The sequence below is a fragment of the Amycolatopsis vancoresmycina genome, from assembly GCF_000716785.1.
Taxonomy (GTDB): Bacteria; Actinomycetota; Actinomycetes; order Mycobacteriales; family Pseudonocardiaceae; genus Amycolatopsis; species Amycolatopsis vancoresmycina.
The window spans coordinates 293092-315277 of the sequence record NZ_JNYY01000007.1 but is presented as its reverse complement, the minus strand read 5'-3'; the positions used below and the strand labels follow the sequence as shown (position 1 = coordinate 315277).

At 72.5% G+C, this 22186-nt stretch carries 19 protein-coding genes; 13 read left to right on the top strand and 6 right to left on the bottom strand.

All coding sequences use genetic code 11. The features are described from left to right. Both OO60_RS19820 and OO60_RS19815 read left to right on the top strand, forming a co-directional pair. On the top strand, window positions 1–415 hold a 415-nt coding region (locus OO60_RS19820), incomplete at its 5' end, for a hypothetical protein (RefSeq protein WP_033261854.1). A gap of 14 nt (window positions 416–429) precedes the next feature. After that, complete coding sequence (locus tag OO60_RS19815; protein WP_003089296.1) at window positions 430–1797, top strand: L-serine ammonia-lyase; 1368 nt, start codon at window positions 430–432, stop codon at window positions 1795–1797. A gap of 67 nt (window positions 1798–1864) precedes the next feature. Here the strand turns inward: OO60_RS19815 and OO60_RS47170 are convergent, their stop codons facing one another. Continuing rightward, entirely contained in the window at window positions 1865–2032 is a 168-nt protein-coding gene (locus tag OO60_RS47170; protein WP_063749404.1) for a hypothetical protein, read from the bottom strand. Between the two features lie 171 nt (window positions 2033–2203). On the opposite strand from OO60_RS47170, the gene OO60_RS19805 reads away from it, so the two are divergent. Together OO60_RS19805 and OO60_RS45895 are read left to right on the top strand one after the other, a co-directional pair. Then, complete coding sequence (locus OO60_RS19805) at window positions 2204–2923, top strand: FadR/GntR family transcriptional regulator (RefSeq protein WP_003089302.1); 720 nt, start codon at window positions 2204–2206, stop codon at window positions 2921–2923. Window positions 2924–3024: 101 nt separating this feature from the next. Then, window positions 3025–4866 (top strand): transglycosylase domain-containing protein, encoded by a 1842-nt coding sequence (locus OO60_RS45895; protein ID WP_003089305.1) that lies wholly within the window; start codon window positions 3025–3027, stop codon window positions 4864–4866. A gap of 1 nt (window position 4867) precedes the next feature. Here OO60_RS45895 and OO60_RS19795 read toward each other — a convergent pair whose 3' ends face one another. Beyond that, window positions 4868–5524: an O-methyltransferase gene (locus OO60_RS19795; protein WP_033261825.1), complete on the bottom strand. Its 657-nt coding sequence runs from the start codon at window positions 5522–5524 to the stop codon at window positions 4868–4870. Between the two features lie 76 nt (window positions 5525–5600). On the opposite strand from OO60_RS19795, the gene OO60_RS19790 reads away from it, so the two are divergent. Beyond that, complete coding sequence (locus OO60_RS19790) at window positions 5601–6923, top strand: aminotransferase-like domain-containing protein (protein WP_033261824.1); 1323 nt, start codon at window positions 5601–5603, stop codon at window positions 6921–6923. 95 nt (window positions 6924–7018) lie between these two features. Further along, entirely contained in the window at window positions 7019–8152 is a 1134-nt protein-coding gene (locus OO60_RS45890; protein ID WP_003070019.1) for an FAD-dependent oxidoreductase, read from the top strand. A 2-nt stretch (window positions 8153–8154) separates the two neighbouring features. Here the strand turns inward: OO60_RS45890 and OO60_RS19780 are convergent, their stop codons facing one another. From OO60_RS19780 to OO60_RS19770, 3 genes are all read right to left on the bottom strand, one after another. Beyond that, entirely contained in the window at window positions 8155–9933 is a 1779-nt protein-coding gene (locus OO60_RS19780) for a hypothetical protein (protein ID WP_033261823.1), read from the bottom strand. 514 nt (window positions 9934–10447) lie between these two features. Beyond that, the gene (locus OO60_RS19775; RefSeq protein ID WP_003070022.1) at window positions 10448–12427 is read right to left on the bottom strand and encodes an SDR family oxidoreductase; all 1980 of its coding nucleotides are present in this window, start codon (window positions 12425–12427) and stop codon (window positions 10448–10450) included. A 59-nt stretch (window positions 12428–12486) separates the two neighbouring features. Beyond that, window positions 12487–12687: a hypothetical protein gene (locus OO60_RS19770; RefSeq protein ID WP_003070024.1), complete on the bottom strand. Its 201-nt coding sequence runs from the start codon at window positions 12685–12687 to the stop codon at window positions 12487–12489. Window positions 12688–12906: 219 nt separating this feature from the next. On the opposite strand from OO60_RS19770, the gene OO60_RS19765 reads away from it, so the two are divergent. Beyond that, window positions 12907–14130 (top strand): NAD(P)/FAD-dependent oxidoreductase, encoded by a 1224-nt coding sequence (locus tag OO60_RS19765; RefSeq protein WP_003070028.1) that lies wholly within the window; start codon window positions 12907–12909, stop codon window positions 14128–14130. Window positions 14131–14197: 67 nt separating this feature from the next. On the opposite strand, the gene OO60_RS19760 is transcribed toward OO60_RS19765, so the two are convergent. Continuing rightward, window positions 14198–15400, bottom strand: a complete 1203-nt coding sequence (locus OO60_RS19760) for a multidrug effflux MFS transporter (RefSeq protein WP_003070031.1) — start codon at window positions 15398–15400, stop codon at window positions 14198–14200. A gap of 203 nt (window positions 15401–15603) precedes the next feature. Here OO60_RS19760 and OO60_RS19755 point away from each other — a divergent pair, with 203 nt between their 5' ends. The 6 genes from OO60_RS19755 to OO60_RS19730 are packed head-to-tail and all read left to right on the top strand — an operon-like array spanning window position 15604 to window position 22111. After that, window positions 15604–16455 carry a fumarylacetoacetate hydrolase family protein gene (locus tag OO60_RS19755; protein WP_033261822.1) on the top strand — a complete coding sequence of 284 codons (852 nt, stop codon included), beginning with the start codon at window positions 15604–15606 and terminating at the stop codon, window positions 16453–16455. Window positions 16456–16457: 2 nt separating this feature from the next. After that, a complete protein-coding gene (locus OO60_RS19750; protein ID WP_003070035.1) occupies window positions 16458–17762 on the top strand; it encodes an enolase C-terminal domain-like protein in 1305 nt (434 codons plus the stop codon). Continuing rightward, the gene (locus OO60_RS19745; protein WP_003070036.1) at window positions 17755–18501 is read left to right on the top strand and encodes an SDR family NAD(P)-dependent oxidoreductase; all 747 of its coding nucleotides are present in this window, start codon (window positions 17755–17757) and stop codon (window positions 18499–18501) included. The genes OO60_RS19750 and OO60_RS19745 overlap by 8 nt, the downstream gene beginning before the upstream one ends. Window positions 18502–18537: 36 nt before the next feature. Continuing rightward, window positions 18538–19581, top strand: a complete 1044-nt coding sequence (locus tag OO60_RS19740) for a sugar ABC transporter substrate-binding protein (protein WP_003070038.1) — start codon at window positions 18538–18540, stop codon at window positions 19579–19581. After that, on the top strand, window positions 19578–21101 hold the full coding sequence (locus OO60_RS19735; protein ID WP_003070039.1) for a sugar ABC transporter ATP-binding protein: 1524 nt from the start codon (window positions 19578–19580) through the stop codon (window positions 21099–21101). Before OO60_RS19740 ends, OO60_RS19735 begins: the two co-directional genes overlap by 4 nt. Beyond that, window positions 21098–22111: an ABC transporter permease gene (locus OO60_RS19730; RefSeq protein WP_003070040.1), complete on the top strand. Its 1014-nt coding sequence runs from the start codon at window positions 21098–21100 to the stop codon at window positions 22109–22111. Before OO60_RS19735 ends, OO60_RS19730 begins: the two co-directional genes overlap by 4 nt. The last annotated feature ends 75 nt before the right edge of the window (window positions 22112–22186 follow it).

The following is a 22186-nucleotide window of genomic DNA, read 5'->3' as shown; positions in this document are numbered from 1 at the left end:
GTATGCGCGGTCGTTGGAGGTCATCACGGCGGCGCGTGAGGCCGGGTTGGTGACGAAGTCGAACTTGATTCTGGGGATGGGTGAGACCCCGGACGAGGTCGCACCCGCCATGCAGGACCTGGTCGACGCGGGCTGCGAAATCCTGACGATCACGCAGTATTTGCGGCCGTCGCCGCGGCATCACCCGGTGGATCGGTGGGTGAAGCCGGAGGAGTTCGTGGAGCACTCGAAGGCCGCGGAGGCGATGGGTTTCGCGGGGGTGATGGCCGGGCCGCTGGTGCGGTCGTCGTACCGCGCGGGACGGCTCTACGCCCAGACCAAGCGTTACCGTGGAGAAGAGCTGCCGGAGAACCTGGCCCACCTCGCCGACCAGGGCCCGGCTTCGCAAGAGGCCAGCTCGCTGCTGGCCCGATAGGAAGGGGCGGATCAATGGCGATCAGCGTCTTCGACCTGTTTTCCATCGGCATCGGCCCGTCGAGTTCCCACACCGTCGGGCCGATGCGGGCGGCACTGACCTTTGTGGACGGACTCGGCGCGGACCTGCCGTCGGTGTCCCGTGTCCAGGCCGAACTGTTCGGCTCGCTCGGCGCCACCGGGTTCGGCCACGGCAGCGACAAAGCCGTCCTGCTCGGGCTCTCGGGTGAGCGTCCCGAAGAGATCGACACCGACACCGTGCCGGGCCGGATCGCGGACATCCGCGGCGCCGGGCGGCTCCGGCTGGGCGGCACCCACGAGATCGCGTTCGACGAGGACACCGACCTCACCATGCACCGGCGCAAGTCGCTGCCGGCGCACCCGAACGGCATGGTGTTCCGCGCGTTCGACGCTGCGGGATCGCTGCTGCGCGAACGCACGTACTACTCGGTCGGCGGCGGCTTCGTCCGCGACGAGTCGTACGAAACGGACACGGTGTTCGTCGAGGACTCGACACCGGTGCCGTACCCGTTCCGCACCGGCGCGGACCTCCTCGGGCACTGCGCGGCGACGGGGAAGCCGATCAGCGAGATCATGCTGGCGAACGAACTGTCGTGGCGCACCGCCGAAGAGGTGCGGTCCGGCCTGCTGGACATCTGGGCGGTAATGGCGGAGTGCGTCCGCAACGGCTGCACGCACGAAGGAGTCCTGCCGGGCGGCCTCAAGGTGCCGCGGCGCGCGCGGGCGCTGCACGAGAAGCTGCTGGCCGAGGACGGCGCGGACGACCCGTTGTACGCGATGGACTGGGTGAGCCTGTACGCATTGGCGGTCAACGAGGAGAACGCGGCGGGCGGCCGCGTGGTGACGGCCCCGACCAACGGCGCGGCGGGCATCATCCCGGCGGTCCTGCACTACTACCAGCGCTTCATCCGGCACTCGTCGGACGACGGCATCGTGAAGTTCATGCTTACCGCGGGCGCGATCGGCTCGATCCTGAAGCAGACGGGCTCGATCTCGGGCGCGGAGGTGGGCTGCCAGGGCGAGGTGGGCTCGGCCTCGGCGATGGCGGCGGCGGGCCTGACGGAGGTCCTCGGCGGGACGCCGGCCCAGGTGGAGAACGCGGCGGAGATCGGGGTGGAGCACCACCTCGGCCTGACGTGCGACCCGGTCGGCGGCCTGGTCCAGATCCCGTGCATCGAGCGCAACGCGGTGGGAGCGTCGAAGGCGATCCACGCGGCCCGCATGGCGATGCGCGGCGACGGCAGCCACGTGGTGACGCTGGACAAGGCGATCAAGACGATGCGCGAGACGGGCGCGGACATGAGCGTGAAGTACAAGGAAACCGCCCGCGGCGGCCTGGCGGTGAACGTCATCGAGTGCTGACGGCCTCGCCGGGCGGGGTACCGGCGACCCTGCCACGGCGGCGGCCGGGCGACCGGCGGTGGCCGGGTCAGGATTCCCGGTCCGTCGCCAGGCGCAGCCCCACCTCCACCAGCCGCCACCCGAGCTGCTGTTTCCTCGTCCCCGCGTGGCGGCGAGGCGTTGCCCGGCCCGGCGGGCGTCTGCGCACGCCGTGGCGCAGCTCGCCTTCCCGCTCGTGGACCAGGTCCTCGGCCATCAAGAAATGCACCGGATCGCCCCCTGCGTCGATGTTCGGTGTCGGTCACGCCATCGTTGCCGACCGTGGCCGTCGGGTTCCACCGATTTTTCCGTGAGCGCAAAACACAGTGTCACGGACAGCGACCGGGGTTGGCCACTCCGAAGGTGCCCCGCGGCCTAGACTCGCGGGATGGAGTCGACCTCGGTGGTGAATGCCGGCGAAGCGCTGTTCCGGCCGGTCCGCGCCGGCAACGCCTTCGAGGAGACCGTCGAGCGGCTGCTGCAGGCCATCCGGCTGGGTGTCGTCGGCGCGGGGGACCGGCTGCCCTCGGAACGGGAGCTCGCCGAGCGGCTCGGCGTCAGCCGCGTCACGCTGCGCGAGGCCATCCGGGCCCTCTCCGACGCCGGTTACGTCGAGTCACGCCGGGGCCGGTACGGCGGCACGTTCGTGAACGAAAGCCTGCCCGGACCGCCCGAACCCGACGGCAAGGTCGACGCCGTCACCCTGGAAGACGCGCTGAGCCTGCGGTACGTCCTCGAAACCGGCGCCGCGGAGATGGCCGCCGCCCGGTCGCTCAGCCCCGCCGACCGGCAGCACCTCACCGGCACCCTCGCCGACGCCGCGGGCGCCGCCCTCGACGACTACCGCCGCAAGGATTCCCGGCTGCACCTGGCCATCGCCGAGGTGACCGCGTCCGGCTCGCTGACCACGGCGATGGCCGACGCCCGCACCCGCGTCAACCAGCTGCTCGACCGGATCCCGCTGCTCCCGCCCAACCTCGAGCATTCGAACGCCCAGCACGAAGCCATCGTCGACGCGATACTGGCGGGTGACGCGCCCGCCGCGCGGCAGGCGATGGCCGAGCACATCGAGGGCACGGCGTCGCTGCTGCGCGCCTTCCTGTCCTGATCTTTCGACGGAATCGATCGTCCCGCCAAGCCTGACAGGATCCTGACAACTTCGGTTGCTTCCTCACCGAACCTCGTCACCCGGCCGGTCGTCATCCTTTCGTGACCTTGGCGACGGAGGAACCCGGCGGAAAACCCCGGAAGTGGCGCCGCGTCCGGCGGATCGCGGGCTGGACGCTCGGCCTGGCCGTCGGCGGCCCGCTGACCGCCTTCTGGATCTCCTACCTCGTGCTCGACGTCCGCAGCCCGCAGGAGGTCCTGGCCGGGCTCGACAAGACCGTCGTCCTGCAGTACTCGGACGGGTCCGAGCTGCTCAAGGTGGTGCCCGCCGACGGCGACCGGTTGTTCGTGCCCTACGCCCAGGTGCCCGCGAAGCTGCGTGACGCCATCATCGCGACCGAAGACCCCACCTTCTGGGACAACCAGGGGTTCGACCCGACCGGCATCGGCCGCGCGTTCCTCACCGGCGTCGGCGGCGGGTCCGGGATCACCCAGCAGTACATCAAGAAGTCCACCGGCGACGAGGACGCGACGCTCGGGCGCAAGTTCGCCGAGCTCGTGCTGGCCACGAAGATCACCCAGGAACAGAGCAAGGAACAGATCTTCGAAAGCTACGTCAACATCATCTCCTTCGGCCGCGGCACGTTCGGGCCGGCCGCGGCGATGAACGCCTACTTCGGCAAGAAGCTCGACGACTCCATCACCTGGAGCGAAGCCGCCTTCCTCGCCGGGATGATCCAGTCGCCGTCGGTGCACGACCCCGCCGCCTCCGGCGACATCCACGCCTCGCGGCGCTGGGAGTACGTGCGCGACAAGCTCGTGAGCCGCGGGTACGTCAAGAGCGGCGAGCCGATGGCCTACCCCGGCGCCGAGGTCCAGCCGCCGTCGGAGACCCGCGCCGGCCGCCTGACCTACGACCAGTTCCACGTCAAGCAGCAGGTCCTGGCCGAGCTGGAGCAGGACGGCTTCCCGCTCAGCCGGCTCCAGCAGGGCACCATGACGGTCGAGACGACGCTGGACCGCGGCAGGCAGGACGCCGCGAAGAAGGCGTTGCGGGACAGGCTGGCCGGTGAGCCGAAGGAGTTCCGGGGCGCTCTCGTCGCCCTCGACCCGAAGACCGGGGCCGTCCGCGCCTACCAGGGCGGCGAGCAGGGCGTCCGCGACTACGCGAGCACCCCGCACCCGCTCGGCTCGGCGTTCCACCCGTTCACCTTCGCCGCGGCGCTGCGCCACGGCTTCGGCCCGGACCAGCCGATCCCGGCGTTCTCGAAGGTCGATTTCCTCGGCGAGACCTTCCAGTACCCGGAGGTCTGCGGCAAGAAGTGCACCCCGCGCCGGGCGGTGGAAACGCACGCCGACGGCACCCTCGTCGCGCTGGCGAAGAAGGTCGGCCCGGACGCGGTGAGCGAAGCCGCGCGGCAGGCCGGCATCCCGGACACCGTCGACGGTGCCCCGACCCTGCGCGAGAAGGACGGCTACCTCATCGGCCCCGGCATCGCGATCGGCCGGTACCCGCTGCGTCCGCTCGACGTCGCGGGCGCCTACGGAACCTTTGCCGCCGACGGCCGGCGCGCCACCCCGCACCTGGTGGCGAAGGTGCGCGACGAAACCGGCGCGGTCGTCTGGGCGCACCCGGAGACTTCGGCCCCGGCGTTCGGCGACGACGACACCAGCCGCCGGGTCGCCGCGGAGGTCACCGCGACCCTGCACACCGACGGCGGCCCGGTGGCGCAGTACACCGGCCAGGCCGAGCACGGCAACAGCCCGGACTACCAGGACGCCTGGGCCGTCGGCTACACCCCGCAGCTGGTGACGGCGGTCTGGATCGGCTCCGACGACGAGCGCCGCCTCAAGGACGCAGCCGGCCGGAAGCTGACCGGCGACGTCGTCCCGGCCGACGTCCGGCGCGCGTTCACCGCGGCGGCCGCGCGGCCGCCGCGGTGACTCAGCGCACCAGGCCCAGCACGAACCCGTCGTGGCCCTTGCCGCCGACGGTCTGCACCGCGGTCGCGTCGATCCGGTCCTCGGCAGCCAGCAGGTCGAACAGCTCCCGCGCGCCCCGGACGTTCGGGTCGGTGTCGCTCGGGTCGGCCACCCGGCCCTGCCGGACGACGTTGTCGACGACGATCGCGGTACCCGGCCGCGAAAGCTCCAGCGCGGCGCGCAGGTAGTTCGCGAGGTTGACCTTGTCGGCGTCGATGAACACGAAGTCGAACGGCCCGGACAGCGTCGGCAGCGTGTCCAGCGCGGCACCGACCCGGATTTCGGCGACGTCCTCGCCGAACCCGGCCCGCGCCAGGTTGGCCTTCGCGACTTCGGCGTGCTTCGGCTCGTATTCGCAGGTCACGAGCTTGCCGCCGGCCGGCAGCGCGCGGGCGAGCCAGATCGTGCTGTACCCGCCGAGCGTGCCGATCTCCAGGATCGTGCGCGCCCCGGCCAGCCGGGCCAGCAGGTGGAGCAGCTTGCCCTGGTTGGGCGCGACGGCGATGTGCGGCAGCCCGGCGGCGTCGGCGTCGGCCAACGCCGTGTCGAGCACCGGGTCGGGGGCGAGCAGCGCGCCGGCGAGGTAGTCGTCGACTTCGGTCCAGGTCTGGTCGGTCATGGCACCTCCGAGCTCAATCTATCCCGGATGGGATCATGCTCGCCGAGAGCGTTCCCGGCGGAAAGTGCAGGCAGACATGGACGACTACCGCGTCGTCGCGGACGCCATCGCCGCCGACATCGAAGCCGGCCGGCTGCGTCCCGGCGATCGGCTGCCGCCGCAGCGCCGGTTCGCGCGGCAGCGCGGGATCGCCGGCTCGACCGCCGCCCGCGTCTACGGCGAGCTCGTCCGGCGCGGCCTGGCCGTCGGCGAGGTCGGCCGCGGCACGTTCGTCCGCGCGGCGAAGCCGCCGCCCGAACCCGCGCTCGCCGAGCCCGGCGGCGCCCGCGTCGACCTCGAGCTCAACTTCGCCGTCCTGCCCGACCAGTCGGCGCTGCTGGCGAAAGCGCTGGAACCGTTGCTGCGCGAGGACGTCCTGACCGCGGCGCTGCACCCGATCGGCGCCGCGGGCACGGGCGCGGCCCGCGAGGCGGCCGCCGCCCTGCTCACCCGCGGCGACTGGCGGCCGGACCCGGCGACGGTGCTGTTCACCGGCAACGGCAGGCAGGCCCTCGCGGCGGCGATCGCCGCGTTCGTGCCGGTGGGGGAGCGGCTCGCGGTGGAATCCCTGACCTACCCGGTGGTGAAGGCGCTCGCCGCCCGGCTCGGCGTGGAGCTCGTGCCGATCGACACCGACGAGGACGGTCTCGTCCCGGCGGCGCTGGCCGCGGCCGGGCCGGTGCGCGCGCTCTACGTCCAGCCGACCCTGCACAACCCGCTCGGCACGACGATGCCGGTGCGGCGCCGGGAAGAGCTGGCCGCCGTCGTCGCCCGGCTCGACCTGCCGGTGATCGAAGACGGCATCTACACGTTCCTGCGCGACGACGTCCGGCCGTTCGCCGCCTTCGCGCCGGACCGGACGGTCTTCGCCGACAGCCTGTCCAAGCGGGTCGCACCCGGGCTGACCGCGGGATTCCTGGTGACACCGCCCGCGTGGACCGCACGGCTGGCGTCCTCGGTGCGCTCGGGCGGCTGGGCGGCATCCCGCTTCGCCGTCGAAGCGGCGACGCGGTGGATCGTGACGGGCACCCTCGCCGAGGTCGAGGCGGCCAAGCGCCGGGACGCCGCCGCGCGCGCGGCCGTGGTCGCGGAAAAGCTGCCCGGCCTGCGCGGCGACCCGGCGTCCTACCACCGCTGGTGGGAGCTGCCGGAGCGGTGGCGGGCGGAGCTGTTCACCGCGGCTGCGGCGCGCCGCGGGATCGCGCTGTCCCCGGCGGCGGCGTTCGCGGTGCTGCCGGGGCACGCGCCGAACGCGGTGCGCCTCGCCGTGTCCGCCCCGCCGGTGGAAACGCTCGCTGCGGCGCTCGACGTCTTGGCCGGGCTGGCGAGCGGAAGCCCGGACGACCTGCTGGCCGACTGACAGCGCCTGCCAGGGGCGTGCCAGCTGCGTGTGCGGTCCGCGCCAGCCGTCGCCGCCAGTCTTCGGGTGTCGCAACGGAATCCGAAGGAGCACCCATGCACGTCACGATCATCGGCGCCGGCCTCGGCGGCCTGACCCTCGCCCGCGTCCTGCACGTCCACGGCATCCCGGCCGACGTCTACGAGGCCGAAGCCTCCGCGGAAGCGCGGATGCAGGGCGGGATGCTGGACATCCACGACTACAACGGCCAGCTCGCCGTCGAGGCGGCCGGGCTGGTGGCCGAGTTCCGCGGCCTGGTCCTGGAAGGCCGCCAGGCGATGCGGATCCTCGACCACAACGGCACGCTCCTGTTCGAAAAGACCGACGACGGCACCGGCGGCCGCCCGGAGGTGCTGCGGGCCGACCTGCGGCGGATGCTGCTCGACGCGCTCCCCGCCGGCACCGTCCACTGGGGACACAAGGCCACCGGCGCCAGGACCCTCGCCGACGGGCGCCACGAGGTCGCCTTCGACGGCGGCCGCACCGTCGTCACGGACCTGCTGGCCGGGGCCGACGGTGCCTGGTCGAAGGTCCGGCCGCTGCTCACCGCCGTCACGCCGGAGTACGTCGGCGAGGCGTTCGTCGAGACCTACCTCTACGACGCCGACACGCGGCATCCGGCCACCGCGGCCGCGGTCGGCGGTGGCTCGATGGCCGCCAACGGCGCAACGGCGGCCGAGTCGATCAGCGCGCACCGGGAAAGCGGCGACACCCTGCACGCCTACGTGGCGCTCACCCGCCCGCTCGACTGGTTCGCCGCCGTCGACTGGACCGACCCCGCCGCGGCCGCGGCGCGGATCGCGGCGGAGTTCGACGGCTGGGCCCCCGAACTCACCGCCCTGATCACCGACGCCGACACCGCCCCGGTCCTGCGGCCGCACCACACGCTCCCGGTCGGGCTGCGCTGGGACCGCGTGCCGGGCGTGACCCTCGTCGGCGACGCCGCCCACCTCACCGCGCCGAACGGCGAAGGCGCGAACCTGGCCATGCTCGACGGCGCCGAACTCGCCCAGGCCCTCGCCGCGCACCCCGGCGACGTCGAAGCCGCGCTCGCCGAGTACGAGGAGGCCATGTTCACCCGCAGCGCGAACCCGGTCGACGAGGCCGTCCTCCTGGAGAGCCTGTTCGGCGACGGCGAGGTCCCGCAGGAGCTGTTCGACCTGATGCAGGGCCGCGAGCAGGCGTCCTGAGGTCAGGGGGCGTACTTGCCCACGAAGCTGCCGCAGGTCACGACGCGGCCCGTCAGCCGGGCCTGGATCGCCGTCTCCAGGCCGAGGTAGGTGAACGCCGGCGTGTCGGCGGGTACCTCCGCCGGCACCGGGCCGCCGGTGGCCAGCAGGCGGGTCGGCACCGTCTGGAACAGCACGAGGTAGCCGCCTTCGCGGTTGAGCGCGTCCGTCGTCGCCAGCATCCGCTGGGGCGCGTCGCCGACGATCTCCAGCGGCAGCGGCCACTCCAGCGGGAACGGGTTGCGCAGGCCGAAGGCCGGGTAGGCGAACGCGTTGTCCGGCAGGATCGCCGTCCGCGGCGCCGGGAAGCGGTCGAGGCAGTCGCGGATCTGGCCGACGTACCGGGACGTCGACGGGTTCGTGCGGATGCCGGCCATCGCCGGGCTGACGGCGCCGAGGTCCTCGGTCAGCCGGTCGTGCCCGAGGTCGAGGTAGGCGGCCTGGTCGTGCCGCGCGACGACGACCCAGCCGCACACCGCCACCGCGGTCAGCCCGGTCGTCGCGGTCACCCAGCGCCGGGCGAGCCGGGGCCGCGGCGGGACCAGGTGGCTCAGCAGCAGCAACGACGTCAGCGCCAGCGTGCCGGTGAGCAGCGTCGGGGTGTCGTTGCCCCAGGACAGGCTGGTCATGAAGCCGGTGGCGAGCACGAGCAGCCCGGCCCACGGCACCTTCCGCCGGACGGCCGCGTTCACCGGCACGCTGACCGCGACGATCCACCACAGGACGTCGGCCCAGCGCGAGGAGCCGGTGAACCGGCCGTCGACGACGGTCCAGACCACCGCCGCGGCGCCGGCGAGCACCAGCACCCAGGACGCCACCCGCCCGGCCGCGCCAAGCCGGTCACCCGGCAGCCGGACGGCCAGCAGCACGACGGCGATCGCGGCGAAGAAGCTCAGCTCGCGCACCGGTGCCTTGGTCAGCATTTCCGGATCGTCGAGCCACAGCCCGAGCAGCCGTTCGCCGTACGCGGGCACGCCGCCGGTGAGCTGCTCGACCATCTCGGTGAAGCCGCCGCCGAGGCTCACCCACGCCACGTACGCCAGCCCCGGCGCGCCGAGCGCGAGGAGGTCGAGGACCAGCCGGACCGCGCGGCGCGTGCCCGTCCGGGTGGCCGGGTGCAGCGCCAGCCACAGCACGCCGATCACCGCGGCCAGCGCGAAGCTCTGCTTGACGAACACCGCGCAGCCGAGCAGCACCAGCCCGCCGCGGCGGGCGAGCGCGCGGCCGCTGCTCAGGCCCGCGTCCAGCGCCCACGCGCCGCAGGCGGTGAGCGCGATGCCGTCCACGGTGTGCCAGGCCATCAGCGGGAAGGCGTTGAGGTTGATCAGCGACGCCGCCGCGACCATCGCCGTCATCCCCGGGCCCCACGCGAGCACCCGGCGCCGCGTGACCAGCGCCGCGAAGGCGATCGTCGCCACGATGATCTCGATCATGGACAGGAAGCTGGACCCGAAGAACAGCGGCATCGGCAGGGCGTAGTCGGCGACGTGCAGCACCGCGGACCCGAGCGGGCGGGCGGAGATGATGTCGGCGTGCGGGACTTCGCCGTGCAGCACGCGCCACGCCTGGGCGAGGATGAAGCCCTGGTCGGAGGGGTGGAAGCCGAAGCGGCCGACGCGGAACTCGGTGGCCAGCGCGAGCAGCAGCACCCAGGCGGCGTGCACGCTCCAGCGCAGCAGCGGCCGGGTGGTCTTCGGGGGCGACGGCGCCGCGGCGGTGCGCGCAGGACTCGCCACGTCCACGCCCCGCCCGCCTTCCGCTCCCGACCGCACCCGGGAAGCGATGGTAGCGGCCGGGGCGGGCACCGGTCAGTCCAGCACCACCGGGCCCGGCGACCCGTCCGGGCGCGGCGGGAGGTCGCGAATGAGTCATTCGGGACGCCGGAGGTCGCGAATGAGTCATTCGGGACGCTGGAGGTCGGGACGCTGGAGGTCGCGAATGAGTCATTCGGGACGCCAGAGGTCGCGAATGAGTCATTCGCGGCATCCGGGTCGGGGCGAACCGGCCAGGGAGGCGAAGCGGCCAGGGAACCGGAGCGGGCCCGGCCACCGCCGGGCCCGCTCCGGCGGGCGTCACCCGAGGGTGCGCCGGGCCGTGCCGATCGCGGCCGTCTGGTCGCTCTCGGCGGGTCGTTCCCCAGTGCTGATTACCGGCATTCCGTACTCCCCAGTCGAAGCCCGCCCGGATGGGCGGGACTCGCGCGAGGGTAGAAGTACCGTCGGGCGCGTGCCACCGTTTCGGCGGAATTCGCGGAAATCAGGCACGACGGCGCCAGATCAGGCGGGTCACCGCCGCCGCGACCGACGCCGGCGCGGACCGGCGGGGCAGGCCGCGCGCTTCCGGCGCGGACTCCGGCATCGCCCGGTAGGCCAGGTGCGCGGCGAACCGGGCCAGCCGCGGCGCGGCGAGCGTCGCGAGTTCGGCCGCGCGGCCTTCGGGGAGGCTGAGGATCTCCGGCCGCTCTTCCAGGGCCTTCACCACCAGTGCCGCCGCGCGTTCCGGGCTGCTGGACGGGATTCCGCGGTAGCCGGTCGGCGCGATCATCGGCGTCCGCACCAGCGGCATCCGCACCGACGTGAAGGTGATGCCGTCCGACAGCGTCTCGCGCCCGGCCGTCAGCCCGAACTCCTCCAGCGCCGCCTTCGACGCCAGGTACGCCGAGAAGCGCGGGGTGTCGGTCTGCAGGCCCTGGGTCGTGACGTTGACGACGTGCCCGAACCGGCGTACGGCCATCGACGGCAGGAACCCGAGGATCAGCCGCACCGGGCCGAAGTAGTTGATCGCCATCGTGCGCTCGAAGTCGTGGAACCGCTGCGTGGACAGCGCCACCGAGCGCCGGATCGACCGGCCGGCGTTGTTCACCAGCATGTCGACCGCGCCGTGGTCGCCGAGCACCTCCTTGACCAGCGCGTCGACGGCGTCGCCGTCGGTGAGGTCGCAGGGGTGGGCGGCCGCGGCGCCGCCGGCGGCGAGGATCTCCGCCCGCACCTCTTCGAGCTCGGAGGCGCGGCGGGCCACGAGGATCACCTTCGCGCCCTTGGCCGCCACGGCCAGCGCCGACGCCCGGCCGATCCCGGAGGACGCACCGGTGATCAGCACTGTGCGCCCGGCCAGGCCAGGCCCGCGGCGTGCGCGGTCGGGGTCGAGGTGGGCCTGCCAGTACCGGTACAGCGGAGCCGCGTAGTCGCGCAGCTCGGGCAGTTCGACGCCGCTGCCGAGCAACGCCGTCCGGGTGCGCGCGGTGTCGAAGACGACGTCCATGGTCAGGTGCGGCAGCACGGCCAGTGGCACGCCGAGCTCTTCGAGGACGGCCGCGCGGGCGCCCCGGCCACCGGGGACGCGGTCGATCCCGGCCGCGGCCGCGTGCGCCAGTCGGCCGCCCACCCGCTTGACGGCGCCGGACGGCTTCTCCGGCAGCACGGCCCGGACCAGCGGCCCGCCCGCGGCGCGCGCGAAGGCGTTGTAGACGGAGTTGAGCGGCTGCGGGCGCGCGGCGGCGAGGTGGTAGGTCGTCCCGGACGGCGCGTCCCGGTGCATCAGGTGGTCCATCGCTTCGACGACGTAGTCGACCGGCACCAGGTTCGTCGCGCCCAGGCCGGGCGCGGCCAGCGGGAGGCGCCGGGGCAGCGCCGCCAGCCGCGAGATGGCCGGGAGGAAGTAGTAGGGCCCGTCGACCTTGTCCATTTCGCCGGTGCGCGAGTCGCCGACGACGGCGGAGGGCCGGTAGACGCGGTAGGGCAGGTGCTGCTCGCGGACGAGCTTCTCGGACTGGAACTTCGTCGCGTGGTACGGCGAGGCGAAGCGCTGGCCGAGGTCGAAGTCGGCCTCGGTGAACCGCCCGGCGTGGTCGCCGGCGACGGCGATCGACGACACGTGGTGCACCAGCCCCGCCCGCGCCTCGGCGGCGAAGGCGAGCAGGTGCCGGGTGCCTTCGACGTTGGCGCGCCGGTTGGCCTCCTCGCCGGCGGTCAGGTCGTAGAGCGCGGCGAGGTGGACGACGTGGTCGAGGTGGTCCAGGTCGGCGGGGTCGATCCCGAGCCGGGGTTCGGCGAGGTCGCCGACCACGGGGTGCAGCTTGTCCGCCGCGGGCCAGTCGCGTGCCGTCGTGGCCAGCCGCTCGCGGGAGGTCTCCCGCACCAGCGCGTACACCGCGGACGTCTCCGGCCGCTGCAGCAGCCGTGCGACCAGGCGTTTCCCGATGAAGCCCGTCGCGCCCGTCACGAAGTAGGTCGTCATGGCCGGTCCCTTCTCGTCGGGACCGACTCTAACCTACTGAAAAGTAGGAACGGTAGTTGTCAGCTTTCGTCCTCGTCGGCCGTCGCCACGACGGCGTCACGCAGGGCGGCTCGCAGCCGTCCGACGTCGAGCGGCCCGAGCACCGCCGCTTCGCCCGGCGGCGCGACCAGCACCACCTTGTCGTTGCTGACGAACACCGTCACGTCCCGGCGCCGGCCGGCCAGATCCCGGCAGCCGATCGACCACTCGCCCCGACTCATGGTCGCCGCCCTCCGTTTCCCTCGTCGTGGTCGTGCTTGACCTGCTTGTCGTGCGAGGGTGGGAGCGGGGCCCGGCGGACCTATGACGCGGGTTCACCCGATTTGCCTACTCGCCGGTTTTCTCTTGCGCTTCGCGGGTTTTCGGCGTAAGTCGCGGTCGTGGCACGGCCGCTTCGGGAGTAGCGTCGGCGGCCAGTAGTCGTCTCTGGGAGGTAGGGGATGTCGGAACCGCGGAAGATCGTCATCGTGGGCGCGGGACTCGGCGGGGCGTCCGCCGCGGCCGCACTGCGCGAGCGCGGCTACTCCGGGGAGGTCCTGCTCGTGGGCGCGGATCCGCACCGCCCGTACGAGCTGCCGCCGCTGTCGAAGGGCGTGCTGCTCGGCAACACCGACGAACCCGACTGGGTGCACGACGAGAAGTTCTACGCCGAGAACGACATCCGGTTCGGCGCCGGCGTCACGGCGACCCGCATCGAGCTGGGCGCGCGGCTGGTCCTGGACGACGCGGGCGGTGAGCACCGCTACGACCGGCTGGTGCTGGCGACCGGTTCGCGGCCGCGTCAGCTGCCGGTACCGGGCGGCGACCTGCCGGGCCTGTACACGCTGCGCACCCTCGACGACGCGCTCAAGCTGCGCTCGGCGTTCGCGGCGGCGGAGCGCGTGGTGATCGTCGGCGCGGGCTGGATCGGCTCCGAAGCGGCCGCGGCGGCCCGCACGCACAACGCGGACGTGACGGTCGTGGACCCGGTGCCGGTGCCGCTGGCGACCGTGGTCGGCGAGACGGTCGGCGGCGTGTTCCGGGACCTGCACGTCTCCAACGGCGTGCACTACCGCCTGGGCGAGCAGGTCGCGGAGATCACGGGCGGCCCGGACGGCGTCCGCGGCGTCCGCCTGGCCGGCGGCGAGGAGATCACGGCGGACGTGGTCCTGATCGCGGTCGGCGCGGCCCCCCGGGTCGAGCTGGCCCACGCGGCGGGCCTGGAACTGGCGGACGACGGCGGCGTGGCGGTGGACGCGGGCCTGCGCACGGCGGCCCCGGACGTCTACGCGGTGGGCGACATCGCCTCCCACTTCCACCCGCGCTTCGGCCGCCGGGTCCGCGTCGAGCACTGGGCCAACGCGAAGGACCAGGGCGCGCACGTGGCGCAGAACCTGCTGGGGGAGAACGAGCCGTTCCTCGCCTCGCCGTACTTCTTCACCGACCAGTACGACCTGGGCTGCGAGTACCGCGGCCTGGCGGACCCGGCAACGGACGAGCTGGTGGTCCGCGGCGACCTGGCGGCCCGCGAGTTCACGGCGTTCTGGCTGCGCGACGGCGAAGTGGCGGCGGCGATGAACGTGAACATGTGGGACGACGGCGACGCGCTGGGAGCGTTGGTGGACGGCCGCGCGAAGGTGACGGCCGAGCAGCTGAAGACGGCGGACCTGGCGTCCCTCACCTGACACCGAGCCGTCCGCCTCCTGTCCGCCCCTCGTGAGTGGTAAGGCGAGTTCTAACCCGCCTTACCACTCACGACGACTCGCGCGCCAGCGTCAGGTAGGCCGTCAGCGCGAGTACGGCGAACCCTGCCATCGTCGCGGCCATCGGCACCGCCGTCCCCGGCCCGCCCAGCCCGACCAGTGGTGTCGCCACCGCGCCCACCACGAACTGCAGCACCCCCAGCAACGCCGAAGCCGCCCCCGCCGAGCGGGCGTGCGAGGCCAGCGCCAGGGAACTCGCGTTCGGCATCACCAGCCCGATGCTCGACACCAGCAGGAACAACGACACCAGCAGCAGCGCCAGCGGAGCGCGGAGGTACGCGGAAGCCAGCACCAGCACCCCGCCCGTCACGCCGAGCAGCAGCCCGGACAGCAGCAGCGCCCGCTCCCGGATCCGGCCCACCAGGCGCCCGTTGAGCTGGCCCGCCAGCACGATGCCGACGCCGTTCACCCCGAACACCACGCTGTACGCCTGCGGGCTGAGGCCGTACACGCCCTGCAGTGCGAACGACGAGCCCGAGATGTAGGCGAACATCGACGCGAAGAGCAGGCCCGACGCGAGCGCGTACCCCGCGAACGACCGGTCCAGCGCCAGCCGCCCGTAGGTGCGCATCACCTGGCCGAGCCGCAGCGGGGCCCGCACCGCCGACGGTTCCGGCAGGAAGAACACGACCACCGCCAGCAGCAGCGCGCCGAACGCCGTCAGGACCACGAACACCCCGCGCCACGACGTCCAGGTGAGCAGCTGGCCGCCGATGAGCGGGGCCAGGATCGGGGCCAGGCCGCTGACCAGCATCAACGTCGAGAAGAACTTCGTCATCGCGGTGCCGGAGAACAGGTCGCGGACGGTGGCGCGCGCGATCACGATCCCCGCCGCCGCGCCGAGCGACTGCACGAACCGGGCGGCGACCAGCAGCCACGCGTCCGGGCTCACCGCGCACAGCACCGAACCCACGACGTACAGCGCGAGCCCGGCCAGCAGCGGGCGGCGGCGGCCGAGCGCGTCCGACAGCGGCCCGAGCACCAGCTGGCCCAGTGCCAGCCCCACGATGAACGCGCTCAGCGTCAGCTGGACCGTGCTGTCCGCCGCGTGCAGGTCGGCCGCCATCCGCGGCAGCGCGGGCAGGTACATGTCGATCGACAACGGCCCGAACGCCGTCAGGCCGCCCAGGACGAGGACGAACTTCAGCTGCGCCCGCCTCGTCGGCGCGGTACGTTCCGCCGTGGTGGTCATGCCCGTCCTCTCGCTCCTTGATGGACCAGCGGCCGGGACGCCGGTGCTATTCCGGCTGTGATCGGTGACACCGCGTGTTCGCGACGGCGGTGAACCGATACTGATCCGATCAATTTTGCCACCGATTCGGCGACGGCTCTGGATCGTCGGTCACGACTGCGATATACATCGGATGTCTGGTCAGGTGGGTGAAGGGAATATCCGTGCAGCTTGTGCGCCTCGGGGAGCCGGGAAGTGAGCGTCCGTTCGTGCGTGCCGACGACGGCACGACCTACGAGCTGGGCGGGCTGACCGCCGACATCGACGGCGGCTTCCTCGCCGCGGACGGCGTCGCCCGCGCGGCCGCCGCGCTCGCCGCCGGGGAACTGCCGGAAGCGGACGTCGAGGGCCTGCGCGTCGGGCCGCCCGTCGCCCAGCCCGGCAAGGTCGTCTGCATCGGCATGAACTACCGCCGCCACGCCGAGGAAACCGGCGCGACCCCGCCCACCGAGCCCGTCGTGTTCCTGAAGGCGCCGGACGTCGTGGTCGGCCCGGCCGACGACGTCCTCATCCCGCGCGGGTCGGCCGCCACCGACTGGGAGGTCGAACTCGGCGTGGTCATCGGCAGGACCGCCCGCTACCTCGAAAGCGTCGAGGAGGCGCTGGAGTACGTCGCCGGGTACGTCGTCTCGAACGACGTCTCCGAGCGCGAGCTGCAGTTCCGCACCGGCCAGTGGGACAAGGGCAAGTCCTGCGAGAACTTCAACCCGCTCGGCCCGGCCCTGGTCCCGGCGGCCGAGGTGCCCGACCCGCAGGACCTCGGCCTGCGGCTGTGGGTCAACGGCGAAAAGCGGCAGGACTCGTCCACCAAGGACATGATCTTCACGGTGGCCGAGATCGTCCACCACCTGTCCCGGGTGATGGTGCTGCGGCCCGGCGACCTGATCAACACCGGCACCCCGGAGGGGGTCGCGCTCGGGCAGCCCGACCCCAAGCCCTACCTGCGCGACGGCGACGTCATCGAGCTCGAGATCGACGGGCTCGGCCGGCAGCGCCAGACCGCGAGGCAGGCCTGACCATGGCGAAGATCATCGGCATGGAGGTCCTCGACGTCCGCTTCCCGACGTCGAAGGAACTCGACGGCTCGGACGCCATGAACCCCGACCCGGACTACTCCGCCGCCTACGTCGTGCTGCACGCCGACGGCGGCCCGGACGGCTACGGCCTGGCCTTCACCATCGGCCGCGGCAACGACGTCCAGGCCGCCGCGATCCGCGCGCTCGCCCCGCACGTCGTCGGCCGGGACGTCCCGGAGGACGCGGCCGCGCTCGGCGACCTGTCCCGCACGCTCGTCGGCGACTCGCAGTTCCGCTGGCTGGGCCCGGAAAAGGGCGTCGCGCACATGGCCGTCGGCGCGGTGGTCAACGCCGCCTGGGACCTCGCCGCGCGCCGCGCCGGCCTGCCGGTCTGGCAGTTCGCGGCCCGGATGACCCCCGAGGAACTCGTGTCGCTCGTCGACTTCCGGTACCTCACCGACGCGCTCACCGAAGCCGAAGCCCTCGACATCCTGCGCCGCGCGGAACCCGGGCGGGCCGAACGCGCCGCCCGGCTGGAAAAGCACGGCTACCGCGCCTACAGCACGTCACCCGGCTGGCTCGGGTACGCGGACGCGAAGCTCGTGCGGCTGGCCGAGCAGGCCGTCGCCGACGGCTTCGGAATGATCAAGCTGAAGGTCGGTGGCAACCTCGAGGACGACGTCCGCCGGATGAAGCTGGCGCGCGAGACCGTCGGCCAGGACGTCCGGATCGCCGTCGACGCCAACCAGCGCTGGGACGTCTCCACCGCGGTCGCCTGGATGACCGCACTCGCCCCCTACGACCCGTACTGGATCGAGGAGCCGACGTCCCCGGACGACGTCCTCGGGCACGCGGCCATCGCGAAAGCGCTTGCGCCCATCCGGGTCGCGACCGGCGAACACGTCCAGAACCGGGTGATCTTCAAGCAGCTGCTGCAGGCGGACGCGATCTCGGTGCTGCAGCTGGACGCCGCCCGCGTCGGCGGGTTCAACGAAAACCTGGCCATCTTGCTGCTGGCGGCCAAGTTCGGCGTCCCGGTGTGCCCGCACGCCGGCGGCGTCGGCCTCTGCGAGCTCGTGCGGCACCTGTCGATGTTCGACTTCGTGGCGGTGTCCGGCACCGACGTGGACCGGTCGATCGAGTGGGTCGACCACCTGCACGAGCACTTCACCGACCCGGCCGTCGTCGAGCGCGGCCGCTACCTCGCCCCGACCGCACCCGGGTTCTCCGCGCGGATGCACGACGCCACCCTGCGCCGGTTCCGGTTCCCGGACGGTCCCGAATGGACGGAGACCGCAAGTGAGTGAATTCGAGGGCCTGGTGGCCGCCGTCACCGGAGGCGCCTCGGGCATCGGCAAGGCCGTCGCCACCCTGCTGGCCGAGCGCGGTGCGCAGGTGGCGGTGCTGGACCTGAAGCCGGACGACGACGGCTTCCGCTGCGACGTCTCTTCCGATCGGGAAGTCCGCGAAGCGATCGACGCCGTCGTGGACCGCTTCGGACGGCTCGACATCCTGGTCAACAACGCCGGGATCGGCGCGCAGGGCGACGTCACGGCCAACGGCGACGACGAGTGGCACCGCGTGTTCGACGTCAACGTCGTCGGCATGGTCCGGCTCGCCCGGGCCGCGCTGCCGCACCTGAAGCAGTCGCCGTCCGCGGCGATCGTCAACACCTGCTCCATCGCGGCCTGGGCCGGCCTGCCCAGCCGCGCGCTGTACTCGGCCAGCAAGGGCGCGGTGCTCTCGCTGACCCTGGCCATGGCGACCGACCACCTGCCCGACCGCATCCGCGTCAACTGCGTGTGCCCGGGAACGGCGGACACGCCGTGGGTGGGCCGGCTGCTCGACGCCGCCGACGACCCGGCGGCCGAACGCGCTGCGCTCGCCGCCCGCCAGCCGATGGGCCGGCTGGTCACCGCGGACGAGGTGGCGAACGCCGTCGCCTACCTGGCGAGCCCGCTGTCCGCCTCGACCACCGGCACCGCGCTCGCGGTCGACGGCGGCATGTACGGCCTGCGCCCGCGCGGCCCGGTCCACCACGACTAGCAGACTTGCTTCCCCGCCGTCATCAAGGAGGATGTTGTGCGCACGAAGGTGATCAAGGTGGCCGCCGTCGCCGCCTGCGGCCTGGTACTGGCCGCGTGTGGGTCCACTAAGGACAACGCGTCGGCGCCCGCGGCGGGCGGCGGCAACCCGGGCGGCAAAGTCGGGGCGACGCTGCCGCTGCTGACTTCGCCGTTCTGGCAGGCCTACAACAACTACGTGCCGAAGATGGCCAAGGAAGAGGGCGTCGACGTCCTCCCGACGGTCAACGCCGACAGCGACCCCGCAAAGCTGATCACCGACATCGGCACCTTCCTCAACCAGGGCGTCAAGGGCCTGGTCGTGACGCCGCTGGACTCGGCCGCCATCGTCGCCGGGCTCAAGCAGGCCGAGAACAAGGGCGTGCCGGTCGTCGCGGTCGACGTCGCTCCCGAGAGCGGCAAGGTCGCGATGGTGGTGCGGGCCGACAACAAGGCCTACGGCACCAAGGCGTGCGACGCGATCGGGGAGAAGGTCAAGTCCGGCAAGGTCGTGCAGATCATGGGCGACCTGGCCTCGGTCAACGGCCGCGACCGCTCGGAAGCCTTCCGCGACTGCATGAAGTCGAAGTACCCGGGCATCCAGGTGCTGGAGATCCCGGCCGAGTGGAAGGCCGACAAGGCGTCCTCCGGCCTGGACAGCATGCTGACCGCGAACCCGGACATCAAGGGCGTCTACATGCAGGCCGGCGGCGTCTACCTGGCCCCGACCGAGCAGGCCCTCAAGCGCAAGAACCTGTTCTTCCCGGTCGGGGACCCGAAGCACATCGTGCTCGTGTCCAACGACGGCATCCCGCAGGAGCTGGCCGCGATCCGCAACGGCGAGCTGGACGCCACCGTCTCCCAGCCGGCCGACGCGTACGCGAAGTACGGCCTGTACTGGCTGAAGAAGGCCATGGCGGGCGAGACGTTCAAGGCCGGGCCGACCGACCACGACAGCACCATCGTCGAGATCAGCCCCGGCATCCTCGAGGACCAGCTGCCCGCGCCCGTCATCACCAAGGCCAACGTGGACGACAAGGCCCTGTGGGGGAACAACCTGTGACCGCGCTGCCCGCCGGCGAATCCGCCGCCGGAGTGGTCAGCGCCGTAGGTGTCGGAAAGCGCTACGGCCCCACCGTGGCGCTCCACGACGTCAGCCTCACCGTGCACCCCGGCGAGTCGCACGCGCTCGTCGGGCGCAACGGGGCCGGCAAGTCGACGCTCGTCTCCATCCTCACCGGCCTGTCCGCCACGGACACCGGGCACGTCGAGTTCGGCGGCGAGCCGGCCCCACCACTGTCCAAACAGGACGACTGGAAGGCGCGCGTCGCCTGCGTCTACCAGCACGCGATGGTCGTCCCGCAGCTCACCGTGGCCGAGAACCTGTTCCTCAACCGGCAGGCGGGCGGCGGGTTCTCGATCGGCTGGAAGTCGTTGCGGCGCAAGGCGCGCGACCTGCTGGACTCGTGGGACGTGCACGTCGGCGTCGACACCCCGGCCGGGGAGCTGTCGGTGGAGGACCGGCAGTTCGTCGAGATCGCCCGCGCGCTGTCCTACGGCGCCCGGTTCATCGTCCTCGACGAACCGACCGCGCAGCTGGACAGCCAGGCGATCGAGCGGCTCTTCGACCGGATGCGCCAGATGCAGGCGGGCGGGGTGACGTTCCTGTTCATCTCGCACCACCTGCACGAGGTGTACGAGGTCTGCCAGGCCGTCACGGTGCTGCGCGACGCGAAGCACGTGCTCACCGCGCCGGTGTCGGAGGTCGGGAAGGCCCGGCTGGTCGACGCGATGACCGGCGAACCCGGCGGGCTGTCGGTGCGGGACGCCGCGTCCCGGGAGTCCCTGGACGCGGACGCCGCGGAGATCCTGTCGGTGGACGGGTTGTCCGGCGACGGCTTCCGGGACGTCTCGTTCCGGCTGCGCCGCGGCGAGGTCGTCGGGCTCGCGGGCAGCAACGCCAGCGGGAAGCACCAGGTCGCGGAGACGGTCTACGGCCTGCGGACGCCCTCGGCGGGCCGCATCCGCATCGACGGCTCCCCGCTGCGGCCGGGGGACATCCCGGCGGCGCTGCGGGCCGGCATCGGGTGCGTGCCGCGCGACCGCCACCACGAGGGCCTGGTCCTGGAGCACTCGATCGCCGACAACACGACGATGTCCATTTTGGACAAGCTGGGCCGCGGCGGGATCGCGTCCCCGTCGACGCGGCACGCGAAGGCCACGCAGGCGCTGAAGGACTACGACATCGTGGCCGCCGGTGCCGAGCAGCCGGTGTCCGACCTGTCGGGCGGCAACCAGCAGAAAGTCGTGCTGGCGCGGGCGCTGCTGAGCGATCCGCGGGTGGTCGTGCTGATCAACCCGACCGCCGGGGTGGACGTGAAGTCGAAGGAGGCGCTGCTCGCGGTCGTCGACCGGGTGCGCGCCGAGGGCAAGGCGGTGCTGATCGTCAGCGACGAGCTCGACGACCTGCGCCTGAGCGACCGGGTCCTGGTGCTGCGCGCCGGGGCCGTGGTCGCCGAACACCAGGCCGGGTGGTCCGACGGCGACCTCGTGGCCGACATCGAAGGAGTCGAGCTTTCGTGACCGACGTGATGACCTCCCCCACGACGCAGCTGCCCGCGCCCCCCCGGCGTCGCAAAGCCGTCTGGCTGCGCGAACTCGCGCTCTTGCCCGCCCTGGTCGTCGTGTTCGTCATCGGCGGCCTGGTCGACGACACGTTCGTCGGCTGGAGCAACATCGTCAGCATCCTGACCGCGTCGGCCGCGCTGTCGCTGGTCGTGCTGGGCGAGTCGCTGGTGCTGATCACCGGGAAGTTCGACCTGTCCCTGGAATCGACGATGGGCCTGGCGCCGGCGCTGGGCGCGATGGTCGTGATCCCGGCGGCGTCGGCGGGCTTCGGCATCGAGCTGCCCGCCGCGATCGGGCTGCTGGTCATCCCGCTGTGCGGGGCGCTGGTCGGGTTCGTCAACGGCTTCCTCATCGTGAAGCTGAAGCTGAACGCCTTCATCGTGACGCTGGCGATGCTGACCGTGCTGCGCGGTGTCCAGGTCGGGTCGACCAAGGGCAAAACGCTGTTCAACCTCCCCGACTCGTTCACGAACCTGGCGACGACGACGTTCGCCGGGCTCCCGATGTCGGTGTGGCTGGCGGCGCTGCTGTTCGCGGTGGCCGGCTGGGTGCTGCGCTACCACCGCGTCGGGCGCGCGCTGTACGCCATCGGCGGCAACCGCGAAGCCGCGCGGGCGGCCGGCGTGCGCGTCGACCGGATCGCGTGGGCGGTGTTCGTCGTCGCCGGGATCCTTGCGGCAATCGGGGGTCTGGCCTACACCGGATACGTCGGGGCCTTGGGCGCGAACCAGGGATCCGGCATGATCCTGCAGGTGTTCGCGGCGGCGGTGATCGGGGGCGTCTCCCTCGACGGCGGCAAGGGCACGCTGGTCGGCGCGCTGACCGGCGTCCTGCTGCTGTCGTCGGTGTCGAGCCTGCTCAACTACGCGCACGTCACCGCGGAGTGGCAGGGCGCGATCTACGGCGCCATCATCCTGGTCGCGCTGATCATCGCCCGGTACGCCGGCGGAAAGCCCCAAACCTGACGCGCGCCGCGTGAAGGTCCGACGTTCCGAGTCTGCCGCAGCTCGTCGTGAGTGAGAAACAGTGTTCTAACACTG